The sequence below is a fragment of the Aquirufa sp. TARAVU-A1A genome, assembly GCF_054558675.1.
The window spans coordinates 240,127-255,173 of record NZ_JBPXKP010000002.1 but is presented as its reverse complement, the minus strand read 5'-3'; the positions used below and the strand labels follow the sequence as shown (position 1 = coordinate 255,173).

At 43.1% G+C, this 15,047-nt stretch carries 13 protein-coding genes; 4 read left to right on the top strand and 9 right to left on the bottom strand.

What is annotated here, in order from left to right; genetic code table 11:
- Entirely contained in the window at window positions 1-678 is a 678-nt protein-coding gene (locus V7S75_RS03820; RefSeq protein WP_459511511.1) for a hypothetical protein, read from the top strand.
- A gap of 3 nt (window positions 679-681) precedes the next feature.
- Here V7S75_RS03820 and V7S75_RS03815 read toward each other — a convergent pair whose 3' ends face one another.
- The 4 genes from V7S75_RS03815 to rsmA all read right to left on the bottom strand — a co-directional run bounded on the left by V7S75_RS03815 (window position 682) and on the right by rsmA (window position 3,694).
- Complete coding sequence (locus V7S75_RS03815; RefSeq protein WP_459511509.1) at window positions 682-1,008, bottom strand: nucleotide pyrophosphohydrolase; 327 nt, start codon at window positions 1,006-1,008, stop codon at window positions 682-684.
- 2 nt (window positions 1,009-1,010) lie between these two features.
- Window positions 1,011-1,460: a D-aminoacyl-tRNA deacylase gene (dtd, locus tag V7S75_RS03810; RefSeq protein ID WP_459511507.1), complete on the bottom strand. Its 450-nt coding sequence runs from the start codon at window positions 1,458-1,460 to the stop codon at window positions 1,011-1,013.
- A gap of 3 nt (window positions 1,461-1,463) precedes the next feature.
- A complete protein-coding gene (mgtE, locus tag V7S75_RS03805) occupies window positions 1,464-2,840 on the bottom strand; it encodes a magnesium transporter (protein ID WP_459511505.1) in 1,377 nt (458 codons plus the stop codon).
- Window positions 2,841-2,911: 71 nt separating this feature from the next.
- Window positions 2,912-3,694: a 16S rRNA (adenine(1518)-N(6)/adenine(1519)-N(6))-dimethyltransferase RsmA gene (rsmA, locus tag V7S75_RS03800; RefSeq protein WP_459511503.1), complete on the bottom strand. Its 783-nt coding sequence runs from the start codon at window positions 3,692-3,694 to the stop codon at window positions 2,912-2,914.
- A 74-nt stretch (window positions 3,695-3,768) separates the two neighbouring features.
- Between rsmA and V7S75_RS03795 the strand changes: the two genes are divergently transcribed.
- Both V7S75_RS03795 and clpB read left to right on the top strand, forming a co-directional pair.
- Window positions 3,769-7,050 (top strand): PAS domain S-box protein, encoded by a 3,282-nt coding sequence (locus V7S75_RS03795; RefSeq protein WP_459511501.1) that lies wholly within the window; start codon window positions 3,769-3,771, stop codon window positions 7,048-7,050.
- Window positions 7,051-7,164: 114 nt separating this feature from the next.
- Window positions 7,165-9,765 (top strand): ATP-dependent chaperone ClpB, encoded by a 2,601-nt coding sequence (gene clpB, locus V7S75_RS03790; RefSeq protein ID WP_459511499.1) that lies wholly within the window; start codon window positions 7,165-7,167, stop codon window positions 9,763-9,765.
- Window positions 9,766-9,896: 131 nt separating this feature from the next.
- Here clpB and V7S75_RS03785 read toward each other — a convergent pair whose 3' ends face one another.
- The 5 genes from V7S75_RS03785 to V7S75_RS03765 form a co-directional block, all read right to left on the bottom strand.
- Window positions 9,897-11,369 carry an aldehyde dehydrogenase (NADP(+)) gene (locus tag V7S75_RS03785; RefSeq protein ID WP_459511497.1) on the bottom strand — a complete coding sequence of 491 codons (1,473 nt, stop codon included), beginning with the start codon at window positions 11,367-11,369 and terminating at the stop codon, window positions 9,897-9,899.
- Window positions 11,366-12,193 carry a fumarylacetoacetate hydrolase family protein gene (locus tag V7S75_RS03780; protein WP_459511495.1) on the bottom strand — a complete coding sequence of 276 codons (828 nt, stop codon included), beginning with the start codon at window positions 12,191-12,193 and terminating at the stop codon, window positions 11,366-11,368. The genes V7S75_RS03785 and V7S75_RS03780 overlap by 4 nt, the downstream gene beginning before the upstream one ends.
- 71 nt (window positions 12,194-12,264) lie before the next feature.
- A complete protein-coding gene (locus V7S75_RS03775) occupies window positions 12,265-12,420 on the bottom strand; it encodes a DUF2442 domain-containing protein (protein WP_459511493.1) in 156 nt (51 codons plus the stop codon).
- A 60-nt stretch (window positions 12,421-12,480) separates the two neighbouring features.
- Window positions 12,481-12,654, bottom strand: coding sequence for a hypothetical protein (locus tag V7S75_RS03770; protein ID WP_459511730.1), 174 nt, complete (start codon window positions 12,652-12,654; stop codon window positions 12,481-12,483).
- Between the two features lie 168 nt (window positions 12,655-12,822).
- On the bottom strand, window positions 12,823-13,416 hold the full coding sequence (locus tag V7S75_RS03765) for an IMPACT family protein (protein WP_459511491.1): 594 nt from the start codon (window positions 13,414-13,416) through the stop codon (window positions 12,823-12,825).
- Between the two features lie 23 nt (window positions 13,417-13,439).
- On the opposite strand from V7S75_RS03765, the gene V7S75_RS03760 reads away from it, so the two are divergent.
- Entirely contained in the window at window positions 13,440-15,002 is a 1,563-nt protein-coding gene (locus V7S75_RS03760) for an NFACT RNA binding domain-containing protein (RefSeq protein WP_459511489.1), read from the top strand.
- Window positions 15,003-15,047: the final 45 nt, after the last annotated feature.

Genomic DNA, 15,047 nt, shown 5'->3' with positions numbered 1-15,047 from the left:
ATGAAATACATTCTTTCCTTCTTTGTCGGGCTGTTTCTGTTTTCTTGTGGCTCGAATAATTCGTCTGAAAAAGTCAATCCTACACGTAGTTTGAATGAAGTGTTGGCCTGTGGAGATTTGGCGGGTCTTGAAAAGAAATATGGAAAAGAGTCATTGATTGCTGATACAACCTGGGTGATTGGCGATGACAGCTTGCGCGGTTCCATTTTATATCCCAATTCAAATCGTCAGGTGTATGTATATTACCGGGATGGTCAAATCGTCGATGTGACGATCGTCGGAAACGTTTCGGAATGGAAAACGGATTCGGGTTTATTGTTGGGTATGCCACTTCAATCCGTGCAAGCAATCAACCAAAAGAACTTTACCTTATCAGGATTTAACTGGAAGCATGCTGGGTCTGTTGTTTCTTGGGAGGGTGGTAAATTGATGGGAGACAGCACCTTAGGACATTTGGCATCTTTTTCAAATGCATCTAATCAGCATGATGGGATTTCGGATGCAGAATACCAACAAATTTCCGGTGAAACGGAATTTGATGTTCGCCATGAAGTGATTCAAAAATTGAATCCAAGCTTGGATTTGATCTCCTTGGTTCGTCCCTTTATTCCAAACAAAGAAGAGGGGAAAAGCATGAGCAAACGCATTTCGGATAGCCAAGTACCAGCAGGTAAGTAGTTATTATTTGAGTTTGGGATTGTTGTGATGTCTGTCTGCATCACGGACACTTTTCTTTGCTAAGTTTTTCGCTAAGGCCTCAGTTAGATTAACGCCCGTTTGATTAGCCAAACAAATTAAGACAAAGAGCACATCGGCCATTTCGTCTCCTAGGTCCTTATTTTTATCTGATTCCTTCTCAGATTGTTCCCCATAGCGACGAGCGATGATGCGGGCCACTTCGCCTACCTCCTCCGTTAACATTGCCATGTTAGTTAGCTCATTGAAATAACGAACTCCTACCGTTTTGATCCATTGGTCCACTTGTACTTGCGCTTCTTCTAAGGTCATGGTTAATTGGTTTTTGAATCAATGATAATGGTCACAGGGCCATCGTTACATAAGCTAACTTGCATATCCGCGCCAAATACACCCGTTTGAATCGGGGCGCCCATGGCAGTAGAAAGCTTTTCAATCATTAGCTCATATAAAGGGATTGCTTGTTCTGGTCTTGCCGAAGCTAAGTAACTAGGTCGGTTCCCTTTGCGGGTATCGGCATACAAGGTGAATTGGCTAATTAATAGGATTTGGCCTGAAACCTGTTCCAAGGAAAGGTTCATTTTTCCTTCGCTATCTGAAAAAATACGCATTCCATGAATTTTTCCTACGAGGTATTCGACATCAGCAGGGCTATCGTCAACATGTATGCCTAGGAGCACAACAAATCCTGTTCCAATGGAAGCATGTAATTTGCCTTCGATGTGTAAGGAAGCTGAACTTGCGCGCTGAATGACTGCTCTCATTGCCTACAACAAGAAATAGACAATTAAGAAATAAACTCCATACCCAAGGATGTCATTTGTCGTCGTGATAAATGGCCCCGATGCAACTGCTGGATTGATTTTTAATTGGTTCAAGACCAAAGGGGTAACTGTTCCCATCAAGGAAGCTAACATGACCACAGCAAATAAGGAAAGTGAAACGGTAATGGATAACATGATTTCTCCGCTATCGATCAACATCGAACATCCGAACGCAAAAATGGCTGCAATAAGGGCGTTGATTAAAGCTACGACAAAGACTTTTTGAAGACGTTTCCACAGCGTTGTGTCTAAACCACTTTTATCCGCTAAAGACTGCACGATGAGTGAGGAAGATTGAATCCCCACATTTCCACCCGTAGAACCAATCAAAGGGATAAATGCTGAAATAGCTGGTAATAAGGCAATCGTATCATCAAACCGGTCGATGATTTTAGCAGCTAAAAAGCTACCAACCATGCCACCGATCAACCAAGGTAAGCGAGAACGTACCAAGAGCCAAACGGAGTCATCTTCTTCTACGTCTTCTGAGATACCGGCCATCACCTGAATATCCTCTTGCGCGGATTCCGTGATGAAATCGACCACGTCATCAATGGTAATTCGACCTAATAATCGGCCTTGAATATTTACAACAGGAATAGCTTCCAAATCATATTTCTGCATCAAATCCGCCACTTCTTCGCCTGTGCTATAGGTTTGTACGGAAACGATTTCATCTGCCTCGAAAACATCTTGAATCTTGGAGCCCCGTTTAGCTAAAATGATTTTTTTCAACGAAACAGTACCCAATAAAATCCCATCATCATCCACTACATAAACCGAATAAACCTTCTCAACGTCCTCGGCTTGTCGGCGAATCTCCTCCACACATTCCGTCACCGTCTGTGTAACATTGATTTTGATTAACTCCTTCTGCATTAAACCACCCGCGCAATCCTCATCATAATGCATGAGATCAATGATGAAACGTGCTTGTTCGCGGTCTTTTAATAATGCGATTACTTCTTCGCGTATACGAACAGGTTGTTCGTTTAAGATATCCACCGCGTCATCGGAATCGACAATGTTGATGTATTCAGAAATTTCTTTGGAAGTGAAATTCTTTAAGAACTTCTTGCGATCATCTGTATCTAAGGCAGAGATAATCGCAGCGGCAATTTTGGTATCCAATAATTGGACCAAATACTTCGATTCTTCCCCGTTTAATTCATAGAGAATCGATGTGATATCAGCAGGGAATAAATCCTCAATCTTGGCAATGATCTCATCTTTCGCTTGATCGGTGATCAGTTGGCGAATTTCTTCTAAGAACTCTTTGGTGAGCTCAAACGGAAGGTGCTGTACATTGATTTCTTCCATGATGAGTTAATTAGATTGATCCGCAATTACGGAATTTTTGCCCAAAATGCCGTTAAGGCTATATTATTTTCTTATGCTCCTTGGTAACCGTTGGCTTCCCATAATTTGGTCAAGGTAGTAAACTCCTCTACACCTAATTGTTCCGCTCGTTTCGTTAATAAGGGATGATCCGGTAATTGCATCGCTCGCAACGCATTCCGTAAGGTCTTTCTTCGTTGGTTAAAGGCCATTTTGACCAACATCTTAAAGTGTTTTGGGTCACAGGCCAATTCCTTATTGAAGTTTCTGACCAAACGAATCACACCTGAGTTGACCTTTGGTGGTGGAGTGAATACTTCAGGCCCGAGGCTAAAGAGGTATTCGATATCGTAATAAGCTTGCAGTAAAACGCTCAGAATGCCATAGTCCTTGTTGCCTGGTTTGGCGGCTAAGCGTACGGCAACTTCTTTTTGTAACATACCTACGACCTCCACACATTGGTCTTTGTATTCCAAAATGCGGAAAAATATTTGGGTAGAGATGAAATAGGGGAAGTTACCAACTATCGCAAATTTGGTATCGCCAAAGATGTTCTCCAAGGGATAGCGTAAAAAGTCACCATCGATCAACCGAGGTCCCGTGAATTCTAAATAGTTCTTGCGTAGGTAATCGACTGATTCCTTATCAATTTCGATCAAGTAGGTTTCGTATGCTGTCTTCTTGACCAGATATTGTGTCAAGACGCCCATACCAGGACCAATTTCCAATACTTTTTGGTAGTTGGCATAATCCTGCAAGCCATCCACGATGCGTTGGGCCGCATCTAAATCATTCAAAAAGTGTTGACCTAAATTCTTTTTTGCTCTTACTTGCACGTGTTCTTGGGGCTTAAGGGTACGCGAAATTACGCCCTTTTTTGTACATTTAAGCAAAAATAGGGAATAAAGCCATGGCTGCTTGGGCAAATAAGACAAAGGACGATCTCATTCAGGAAATTCAAGAACTGAAAAAGCAATTGGACGTGTTGGAAATCAACGATGGCATTGCCTCCGAGACAACTTCGAAAGAGAATCTGATCAAAACCATGTCGGGCCTTAAATTATTTGGCATCATCATGGCGCTCGATGGGACGATTGTTTTTGCTAATGCATATACCCATCAATTATTAAATTACAAAGCAGGCGAGTTAAACGGCAAAGATTTTTTTGGTACCCTGTTACCTGAGGGAGAAACTGAAGATCGCCGAGCATCATTCCAAAAAGCCATTGCTTCTGGTGGTTTATTTGAAGATCGAGAACGAAATTACATTACGAAGACGGGTGCCATGAAATGGGTGGAGGTAGCCTCAACCATCGTTCAGGAAGCCGACCAAACAACTTACCTAAGTATCATTGGTGAAGACATCACCGAACGCAAAAAGGTTTCTGAAGCTTTAAGTAGGTCAAATGCCCAATTGCAAGACCTAATTAATAATACAACCGATTTAATTCAAATCACGGGTGTTTCAGGGCGCTTTCTGTTTGTCAATAAAGCCTGGTTGGAAACCATGGGGTATTCCGAAGAGGAAGCGCGTGACTTGAAAATTCAAGATGTACTCCATCCCGAATTTGCACATAACACCCAGGCGCAATTTGATTTATTGAGTAAAGGCGAGGAATTGCCAGAGTTTACGGCTGTTTTTCGAAGGAAAGATGGTCGCCGACTCTATGTTTCGGGCTCTGCGACATGTCGATTTGAACGTGGTGCTCCCACGGCTTATCGTTGTATTTTACATAACTCAACAGCGAAAGTTCGTGCGGAACGTGCAAATAAATTGTTCTCATCCATTGCGCAGGTAGCGATTAATTCGACCAATCTGGATGATTTGTATGTGAACATTCACAAGCAATTGGGTGAAGTGATTGATGTGAAGAATTTCTTCATCGCACAATACGATCCGGGCAAAAGCTATTTGTATTTCCCTTATTACATCGATGAGTATTTTGACTCGCGTGTCCATTTTACCAAACGTAAACTGGGAAATGGATTGACCGAATATGCAATCATGGCGAATAAGCCTTTGATTTTGCATGATGATGATATTCACCAACTCGCCAAAGAGAAGAAGATTTATTTATATGGTGTCGTTCCTAAAGTTATGCTTTGCGTTCCATTGCGTATAGGTGATCGGGTAACGGGAATCATTGGGGTGAAGTCCTATGAGCGGGCCAATAAATACGAGAATCGAGATTTGGAGTTATTGGACTTTATCTCAAGCCAGGTGGCTGTGGCTATTGCGCGTAAGCAGGCAGAAGAGGCATTAGCGCATGAAACCGCTCGTTTGAATGCCATTTTCGAGGGGAGTTCCCACTTGATGTGGTCGGTGAATAAACGATTAATGTTGACGAGTTTTAATCACGAATACGCGGAATTGCTCGAGCAGCAATTGCAGATCAAACCTCAATTGAATTTTAGTACGGAGAGTATGGGTTTCCAACTGGTTGCGCCGAATGAGCGAAGACCTTTGGAAGATAAATATAAACTAGCCTTCCGAGGGCAAAAGCAACACTTTGAATTAGAGCTTGCGACCAAATCCGGCGAACAAAAGTGGTTGGAGATTTACCTAAATCCGATCCAATCTGGCGGAAATATCGCTGAGGTTTCTGGTATAGCAAGGGATATTACGGATCTGAAGAAATACCAAGAGGAACTTGTCGAAGCGCGCGAACAAGCGGAACATTCCTTGAAAGTGAAGGAACAGTTTTTAGCGAATATGTCTCATGAGATTCGTACGCCCATGAACGGGGTAATTGGGATGGTGGATTTATTGTGCGATTCGCCCTTGAATGAAGACCAACAAGATTATCTACAAACGATACGTAAATCATCTGAAACGCTCCTTCATATTCTGAATGACATTTTGGATTTAGCCAAAATCGAAGCGGGGAAAATGGTTTTACATCCGGCTGATTTGGTATTCGAAGATTTATTGGATCGTTTGATGGCTTTATTTACCCCGATTGCACATCAAAAAGGAAATAAGGTTGCTTATTCCATCGCGGAGGATGTACCTAAGGTGGTTGTGGCTGATGAAACCCGACTATTACAAATCTTGTCCAATTTAACATCCAATGCGCTGAAGTTTACGGAGAATGGTTCCGTGACAATTTCGGTTTCAACGGCGAAGAAGACAGATACGCAAGTTGATTTGTTGGTACGTGTGACCGATACCGGAATTGGAATCAGTCCAGAAAATTTAAAGAAATTATTCTCGGCCTTCCAGCAATTGGATAATTCAACATCAAAGAATTACGGAGGAACAGGCTTAGGATTAGCGATTTCGCGCGAATTCTGTAAAATGATGGAAGGCGAAATCGGTGTTGAATCCGAGGAAGGAAAAGGTAGTACATTCTGGTTTACCGTACGTTTGGCTATCGGTGATGCCTCAAAAGCCTCGTCGATTCAACAGGCTGACCGTTTTGATATATCTGGTACATTGAAGGAAGTACATGCACGGATTTTATTGGTAGATGATAATGCGACCAACCGGAAAGTTGCCTCTCAAATATTAATGAAAGCCGGTTGTGTGGTGGAGACAGCCACGAGTGGGCAAGAGGCAATTAATCGCTTATCGCAGGATACTGATTTTGATTTAGTCCTCATGGATATTCAGATGCCAGAAATGGATGGGATGGAGACCACTCGCCGACTGAAAAAATCGCTTATCGAATTACCTCCGATTGTGGCTATGACCGCTTATGCCATGAAAGAAGACAGGGAGCGATTCTTGGCTGCGGGGATGGATGATTATTTAGCGAAACCGATCAGGGCCCAACAGCTCATTCAGATGGTAGGGAAATGGGTTCATGATGGACATGCGTCTGAGGATGTTATCCTGGATCTATCCCATCATGTGGTGGATGAAGAGGTTTTGAAATCGCTTTCTGATGCCGTGGGAGGTGACCCAGTTTTTGTAGAGGGAATGCTTACTGAATTTATTGCTGAAGCGGAGGAACAGATTGCTTTGGCTGAAAAGGCATACGAAGCTAATGATTGCAAAGGTGTTCAATCGGAATTACATACGCTGAAAGGAAATTCCGGTACTTTGGGGGCAGCGCAAGTCCACCATATTTGTGAGAAAATTGAGTTGAAGGCCAAGGTCTGTGAGTTTAGCCAATTTCCCCATGAGATCGTAGAATTGAAAGAAGCATTAGCTGCTTTTAAGCAGGTGATTTCAGACAGATTCGCCTAATACGTGCCATAATGGCCGATTTTCTTTGTGTGAAGCCCAGTGATTCACGCCAAAATTTCCGTTATTTATTCTTGGTTGTTCAATTGCATTAAGCCCTGCAAATATTTTAACCACATGAATCCAAATAACTATACTTCCCAATCGAGTGTCATCATTCAGCAGGCGATAGAAATTGCGCAGGAGCGGGGCCAACAGGCCATCGAGACTGGGCATTTGTTGCAAGCGATTTTACAAGATGATACCCAAACCGCTTCATTTCTATTGAAGAAATTAGGCGTGAATCCTTCCCAAATCCAAACGGCATTAGGTCCCATCTTACAAACCTATCCAAAGGTATCAGGTGATCAAGCCTATGCGAGCAATGCTTTGCAACAAGCCTTGCAACGTGCAGATAAATTAAAAGCGGATTTTGGAGATACGTTTGTGAGCGTGGAGGTTTTGTTTTTATCCCTATTGGATGGAAACGATTCCGTGGCCGATGCCTTGAAAAAGCTCGGATTAACAACGAAGAATTTTAAACAAGCAATCATCGAACTAAGAGGAAATAGAAAAGTGAACGATCCACATGCAGAAAGTACTTACCAGTCTTTGGAAAAGTATGGTAAGAATTTAAATGAATTAGCGAAGGCAGGTAAAATTGACCCAGTGATTGGACGCGACGAAGAGATTCGTCGGGTCTTGCAAATCCTTTCCCGACGGACCAAAAACAATCCTATGTTGGTAGGTGAGCCGGGTGTAGGTAAAACGGCGATTGTCGAAGGCTTAGCCCAACGAATTGTATCAGGTGATGTGCCTGAGAATTTGAAGTCCAAAATCGTCATGTCCTTGGATATGGGATTGTTGGTGGCCGGTGCCAAATACAAAGGTGAATTTGAGGAGCGTTTGAAAGCGGTGATCAAAGAGGTGACAGATTCTGATGGAGAGATTGTCTTATTCATCGATGAGATTCACACCTTGATTGGTGCTGGAGGCGGGGGAGAAGGTGCCATGGATGCAGCGAATTTATTAAAGCCAGCTTTGGCGCGTGGTGAATTGCATGCGATCGGTGCGACGACTTTAAAAGAGTACCAAAAGTATATCGAGAAGGATAAGGCTTTGGAACGTCGTTTTCAATCTGTGATTGTGGATGAACCGGATGTTGCGGATGCGATTTCTATCTTGCGTGGTATCAAAGATAAATACGAATTACACCATGGGGTGCGAATTCAAGATGATGCAGTTATAGCGGCGGTGGAATTGTCTAGCCGATACATTTCGGATCGTTTCTTGCCGGATAAGGCGATTGACTTGATGGATGAGGCTGCAGCGAAAATGCGTTTGGAGATTGATTCCGTGCCTGAGGCGATTGATGATATTCAGCGGAAGATTATGTCCTTGGAGATTGAGCGCGAAGCGATTCGTCGGGAAAATAACAAGGAAAAAGAAGCAGTCTTAAATCGTGAATTGGCTGATTTGTCGGAGAAACGTGATGCTTTGAAAGCGCAATGGCAATCCGAGAAAGGCGTTTTGGATACGATTCGTGCGGAGAAAGAGAAGATTGATAAGTTGAAGTTGGAGGCCGATCAAGCGGAGCGCCAAGGAGATTATGGCAAAGTGGCTGAAATACGTTACGGTCGTTTGGTAGAGTCCGAACAGAAATTGAAAGATTTACAAGAGAAGTCACAGGGAGAGAATGGTATGTTGCAGGAAGAGGTGACGGCGGAGAATGTGGCTGAGGTGGTTGCGAAGTGGACAGGTATTCCAGTGAGCAAAATGTTGCAAACGGAAATCGAGAAATTATTGCATCTCGAGGATGAGTTACACAAGCGTGTGGCGGGTCAAGATCAAGCGATTGAATTGGTTTCGGATGCGGTGCGCCGATCACGTGCGGGCTTGCAAGATCCACGCAGACCGATTGGATCCTTCATTTTCTTGGGGACGACTGGGGTAGGTAAAACGGAATTAGCGAAGTCTTTGGCATCCTATTTGTTCAATGACGAGAATGCAATCGTTCGAATCGACATGTCGGAGTACCAAGAACGCCATGCCGTTTCGCGTCTCGTGGGAGCGCCTCCGGGATACGTAGGATACGATGAGGGCGGTCAATTGACGGAAGCCGTACGCCGTAAGCCTTATTCGGTTGTGTTGTTGGATGAAATTGAAAAGGCGCATCCAGATGTTTGGAACATCTTGTTGCAGGTGTTGGATGAAGGCCGATTGACCGATAATAAAGGTCGGACGGCGAATTTCAAGAACACGATTATCATCATGACTTCGAATATTGGTAGTCATTTGATTCAAGAGAAATTAGGCCAAATGGAGGGTTGGAACAATGCTATCGTGTTGGAGGAGGCGAAAGAAGAGGTGATGGCTTTGTTGAAGCAACAAGTTCGCCCCGAGTTCTTGAATCGGGTGGATGAGGTTGTCTTGTTTGAACCATTAACGCAGGAGCATGCTCGAAAGATTTTGAGCATTCAGTTTAAGGAGATTCAGAATCGTTTGGCGGAGCAACATATCACGATTGAAGCGACCGAGGAGGCATTGGATAAATTAGCCAAAGAAGGATTTGATCCTTTGTATGGCGGTCGGCCGATGAAGCGCGTTCTCCAACGGGTTGTGTTGAACGAATTGTCGAAGTCCATTTTATCGGGCAAGATTCAGAAGGAATCCGCGGTGTTGATGGATGTGGATAAGGAGGGCAATTTGACCTTTGAGAACGTGGTGGTAGAGATTTAATTGAGTGGCACTTTTCTTTGGCAAAGCTTCAAGCTTTGCCAAAGTTTGAGGCGCATTGCGCCGATTCCCCAGACTAAAGTCTGGGGTTTTTTATTTTTATAGACGCGAGGTATCACGTCTCTACATTATGCCTAAAAATTCTGCCAACAAACCGGTCTCGTAAACCGGTAAATAGCCTCGGTACCTACTGAAGTACTTCGTGCATCCGTTGTTGCTGGGAAAGGGCCACCATGCACCATCGCAGGGGAAACTTCAACTCCCGTAGGGAAGCCATTTAAAAGTATACGCCCAACCTTTTGGCTAACTTCGTCAATGAGTTCATCTAACGTTGTAAGCTCAATGGGTTCCGCTTGAATGGTTGCGGTTAGTTGGCCTGGCATCTGCTCCGTAAAGGCAATCATCTCAGCTAAATCTTGACAAACAACAGCTAACGTACAAGGGCCAAAAACCTCTTCCATCACCTCAGGATACGCTAATGCCTCTTTTACGCTCGTGCTAAATAAACTTGGAGCCGGACTATCAGAAGCCGTTAGTCGTTGTGTAGCGGGATGATGATTTAAGGTCGTAAAACCATGCTCAAAGGATTTTTTGATATCCGTAGTTAAGAAGGTGCCCAAAGGCATTTGATCTAATTTCGTGGCCAAAGTATTTAAAAACGCTTGATCCTTTTCGAGGATAACAATCAAGCCAGGATTGGTACAAAATTGGCCTACGCCCAAACATATCGATTGACTAAATGCATCTGCCAAAGCTTCGCCTTGCGAGGCAATTCGATCGCTAAACATGTAAACGGGATTGATGGAACCCATTTCGGCATAAACGGGTATAGGCACCTCTCGGCGAACCGCGAGGTCGTATAGCGCTTTCCCACCTTTGTAGGAACCGGTAAATGCCACAGCTTTGGATAATGGATGTTGGACTAAATATCCACCGATTTCATGTCCTTGCGCATGCAAAAGGGAAAAGGTTCCGTCTGGCATGCCTGTTTTTAGAGCCGCTTTTTGAATCGCCTGGCCAACTAAATCACAGGTATTTGGATGAGCGGGATGGGCTTTGAAAACCACAGGACAACCGGCAGCCAAAGCGGATAAAGTATCTCCTCCTGCCACAGAAAAGGCTAAAGGGAAATTGCTCGCTCCGAAAACCACCGTAGGCCCCAAGGGAATTTGTGTTTGGACCAAACGAGGCTTGGGTAGCGGTTGGCGTTCTGGCATCGCTTCATCGACGATTTCTCGTTTCCAAGTAGGGTTTGATATGAAATTGGCAAATGCTTGAATTTGACCAATCGTCCGACCTCTTTCTCCACTGATACGCGCTTCAGGCAATCCTGATTCCGCGCAAGCTGTTTGGATTAATAGATCGCCGATGGCTAAAATTTCATCCGCAATGGCGTTAAGAAAGCTCGCTCGTTTTTCGTCGGAAATTTTGCGATACGTTTTGAATGCCGAGGAGGCTTTCAGTAAGGCTTCATTAGCTTCATCAACCGTTGATTCGGTAAAAACTTGAGGTAATAATTCACCCGTAGCTGCTTGAACCCCTTGAAAATTCCGGTGACCGGTTGCTTTTGTTTGAAAGCCTATGAGTTGTTTTCCTGTTAAATTCATGGGTGTACGGTTTGAATCAGTGTGCCGATGGGCTCGATTTGTATATGTATTTCGTCGTTTGCTTGTAAGGTAAAAGGAGGGTCTGGCACGATGCATGTTCCGGTCATTAAATAAGCGCCCTGTGGGAAACTCATTTCGCGGGTAAGGTATTCTACTAATTCCGCATGGCTACGTTTCATTTGGGAAATGGTCGTATCACCTTGAAAAACTTCTTGCTTGGCTCTGAAAATGCGCATCGAAATAAGCGTTTCAGGAGCGAGGGGTTTATCTGTCACTACTAAACATGGGCCAATTCCCGCGGAGGCGTCGTAGACTTTGGCCTGCGGAAGATACAAGGGGTTTTCTCCTTCAATATCCCGAGAGCTCATGTCGTTGCCGATGAGGTAACCCGCGATTTGATTTTGCCGATTAATGAACAAGGTCAATTCGGGTTCGGGAACATTCCATGCGGAATCCTTACGGATTCTCACGAGGCCATGTTGGCCTACTGCTCTTAATTTATTGCCTTTATAGAATATTTCGGGTCTTTCTGCGTCATATACTTTGTCGTAGAAAGTATCGCCACCGGATTCTTTGGACTCCTCCATGCGAGCCACTTTACTCCGTAAATAGGTCACACCCGCTGCCCAAATCTCTTGAGATTCGATAGGTGTTTGAATGGAAGCGCGTGAATTGCCTGCGTATAACTGTTTTTCGCAGAATTGAAATAAATGAGCTTGATTGATGCAATCATCCCAATTTTCGGATAAGACTGAGGTCAATTGCCCTGACGCATTTTCGATTTGGATACCCGAATCGACGAGGTAAATTTTATAGTAGTTCATAGGTTTAGTTAGCATGTGAGATGCTTTAAACAAATCTACTGAATGAAAGTCGAAGGGAAAAGGGTGAAGGCTTATAAATTTGGAAAGGAGAGGTCTTCGTCGATGAGTGGCCAATGTACCCCAGTTCCCGAAGGGCTAATTTCAAAAGTGTTTCGTTCGATGGTGGATGCGTGCATCAATTTTTGAGAAATCGTAGCTAAAGCCGTTTTAATTGATTTTTTTTTCACCTTGAATGATGATCATATCACCCTCAAATCGAATTTCCCGAATGTGTTTTTGATTTGATTTCATTGGTAATCGTTGAAATAAATATTCCAAGTTTTGATGATCCTAGGTAATTGCTCAATTAAAATTTCTTCTATTTCTCGTTGCTGGATTGGTTTCAAATTAAATGAATTTGCATAGGATATCATATTCAATTTTTGACTAATCCAATATTTTACTTCCGATTCCCCTTTAATTGCATGGATATGCTTTGCTCATTTCCTTCGTTGGAATAAAAAAATATTCTCCAGCCTTTTTTTCGAAAAATAGTGGGCATTTCGTTTGATTTGCTCGAAGTAAACCAAACAATCGTTCGACTGATCTTTTAAAACTGATAATCAATTTAGATTATCAATAGATTGATTTTAAAAGTTTTCCAATGCTTTCTCAAATGCATTTTGGACCTCCGCTGAGATGCGATGCGGGAAACTAAGCTTATACCAACAATCATTATTGACCTCTTGCTCGACAATTTGAATGGGGTATTTTTTGATCACTTTCATGACCTCATTCATTTGGGGATAACTGAAGCGGATTTCGTAGGTGTCCATCGGTTCGATTTCGATGATGTTGGCTGCAGCAAAGGCTTCGAGGCTTGCTTCTTTATAGGCTTGAATTAATCCAGGTACACCCAGAAGGGTTCCTCCAAAATATCGAACCACCGCAACCATCGTGTAGTGGACATTATTGGAAAGAATCGTATTTAAAATCGGTTTCCCTGCACTTCCTGATGGCTCACCATCGTCATTGGAACGCGCTTCTTCGGGGGTAAAACCGAGTCGGTAAGCGTAGCAAATATGTCGGGCTTTCGGATGCAATTCCTTTAAGGAATTTATCTGTTCCTTGATATCTTCGACATCTTTCACGGGAAATACATATCCGATGAATTTACTTCCTTTATCTTTGTAGAGTCCCTCGGCGGGTTGTGAAACGGAAAGATAGGAATCAGGAAGGGACATGCTTGCAAATAAAAATTCAATTTATGCATAACAATCATTTTTTCCTACGAATCTTAGCTCGGGAGTTACGTCAAATTTTGACCTATGCGCGGCTCAAGCAATGTTTTTCGCAGGAAAAGGATGAGCTAGTCATTGGATTTGAGAGGCAAAATGGACAAGATTTTTGGATCAAATGTAGTTTTGGTTCGCAGTTTTCGAGTTTGCAATTTCCGGATGATTTCCGACGGGCCGGTCGGAATTCCGTGGATTTGTTTTCGGATTTGCTTCTTCATGAAGTGCAAGATGTACGTGTTTTTGAGAATGAGCGTGCTATCGGTTTATATTTTCTGGGTGAACAGGTTTTGGTTTTGAAATTATTTGGCAATCGTTCCAATGTAATCCTTTTTCAAGTAGGGGAACATCAAGGCCAATTTCAGAAACGATTAGGGAAGGACTTTGATTTGACTTTAGGACAATTGGATCGGACGATCGATCAGTCCTTTGAAGCCTTTCAAGAAGCCGAAGGGGATTGGATGGCATTGTACCCAACCTTAGGAAAGGAGGGAGGCAATTATTTGCAAAGTTTGGGCTATGCGAATCAATCCCTTGAAAGTCAATGGAAAAGCTTGCAGCAAACGTTGCAATGGCTTGATGAACCTCAGATTTCGATCGTTGAGACGGCTAAAGGAATTTCATTGACTTTATTTCCAAATGATGGAGAAGTCCTTTATCAAACGAAGGATGTTTTTGATGCTTTGAATCAATTTTATTCCTTGCATTATTCAGTAGGGGAGTTTCGTCGGGAGAAATCTTTGTTGATGGAAACGCTAGGTAAATTACACCTTAAGGCGATTCATTACCTGGAAAGTTTAGAAAAGCAGCAAGTTAAACGTGATTCGAGTTTAGCTTTTGAAGAAATTGGAAATATTTTAATGGCCTTTTTGCACCTGATTCCCTCTGGAGCTAAGTCGGTTGAACTAGATGATTTTTACCACGGAGGAAAGGTTACTATTAAACTAAATCCATTGTTGTCGGGCCCTCAAAATGCCGAAAATTACTATCGAAAGGCGAAGAATTTCTCCAAAGAAATTGCGCAATGGGAAGCTACGATTGCCAGAAAAAAGGCTGAAATCATTGAATTAGGGACCCAACTAAAAGGCGTCGAAGCAGCTCAGGTTCGTAGGGAGTTGAAGCCTTATTTACAATACTTGAAGGTCCAACAATCGACCAAGCAATCATCGGAAGAATTGCCATTTAAGCAATTTGTGACATCGGGTTGGACGATTTGGGTGGGCAAGAATGCGAAGAATAACGATTTATTGACGCTGAAATATGCAAAGAAATTTGATATTTGGTTGCATGCGCGGGATGTTTCGGGTTCCCATGTGATTATTCGAAATCCGCAACAGCAAACGGTGCCCAAACATGTGATTGAGAAGGCTGCAGAACTTGCTGCGCATTTTTCTAAACGGGCGACTGAGTCGCTTTGTCCTGTTATTGTGACCGCGAAAAAATATGTTCGAAAGACGAAGGATTTATTGCCTGGGCAAGTGATTGTCGATCGGGAGGAAGAGGTTGTATTGGTTAGGCCGAATTATTGGGAATAGTATAATTCCGTTAAATCCTTTTCTTTTCTCCTGAAATACCCTATT

Excerpts from the sequence above, each read along its gene's own strand:
- V7S75_RS03820 (WP_459511511.1), top strand. The coding sequence starts at position 1 with ATGAAATACATTCTTTCCTTCTTTGTCGGGCTGTTTCTGTTTTCTTGT.
- V7S75_RS03815 (WP_459511509.1), bottom strand. The coding sequence starts at position 1,008 with ATGACCTTAGAAGAAGCGCAAGTACAAGTGGACCAATGGATCAAAACG.
- dtd (WP_459511507.1), bottom strand. The coding sequence starts at position 1,460 with ATGAGAGCAGTCATTCAGCGCGCAAGTTCAGCTTCCTTACACATCGAA.
- mgtE (WP_459511505.1), bottom strand. The coding sequence starts at position 2,840 with ATGGAAGAAATCAATGTACAGCACCTTCCGTTTGAGCTCACCAAAGAG.
- V7S75_RS03795 (WP_459511501.1), top strand. The coding sequence starts at position 3,769 with ATGGCTGCTTGGGCAAATAAGACAAAGGACGATCTCATTCAGGAAATT.
- clpB (WP_459511499.1), top strand. The coding sequence starts at position 7,165 with ATGAATCCAAATAACTATACTTCCCAATCGAGTGTCATCATTCAGCAG.
- V7S75_RS03785 (WP_459511497.1), bottom strand. The coding sequence starts at position 11,369 with ATGAATTTAACAGGAAAACAACTCATAGGCTTTCAAACAAAAGCAACC.
- V7S75_RS03780 (WP_459511495.1), bottom strand. The coding sequence starts at position 12,193 with ATGAACTACTATAAAATTTACCTCGTCGATTCGGGTATCCAAATCGAA.
- V7S75_RS03765 (WP_459511491.1), bottom strand. The coding sequence starts at position 13,416 with ATGTCCCTTCCTGATTCCTATCTTTCCGTTTCACAACCCGCCGAGGGA.
- V7S75_RS03760 (WP_459511489.1), top strand. The coding sequence starts at position 13,440 with ATGCATAACAATCATTTTTTCCTACGAATCTTAGCTCGGGAGTTACGT.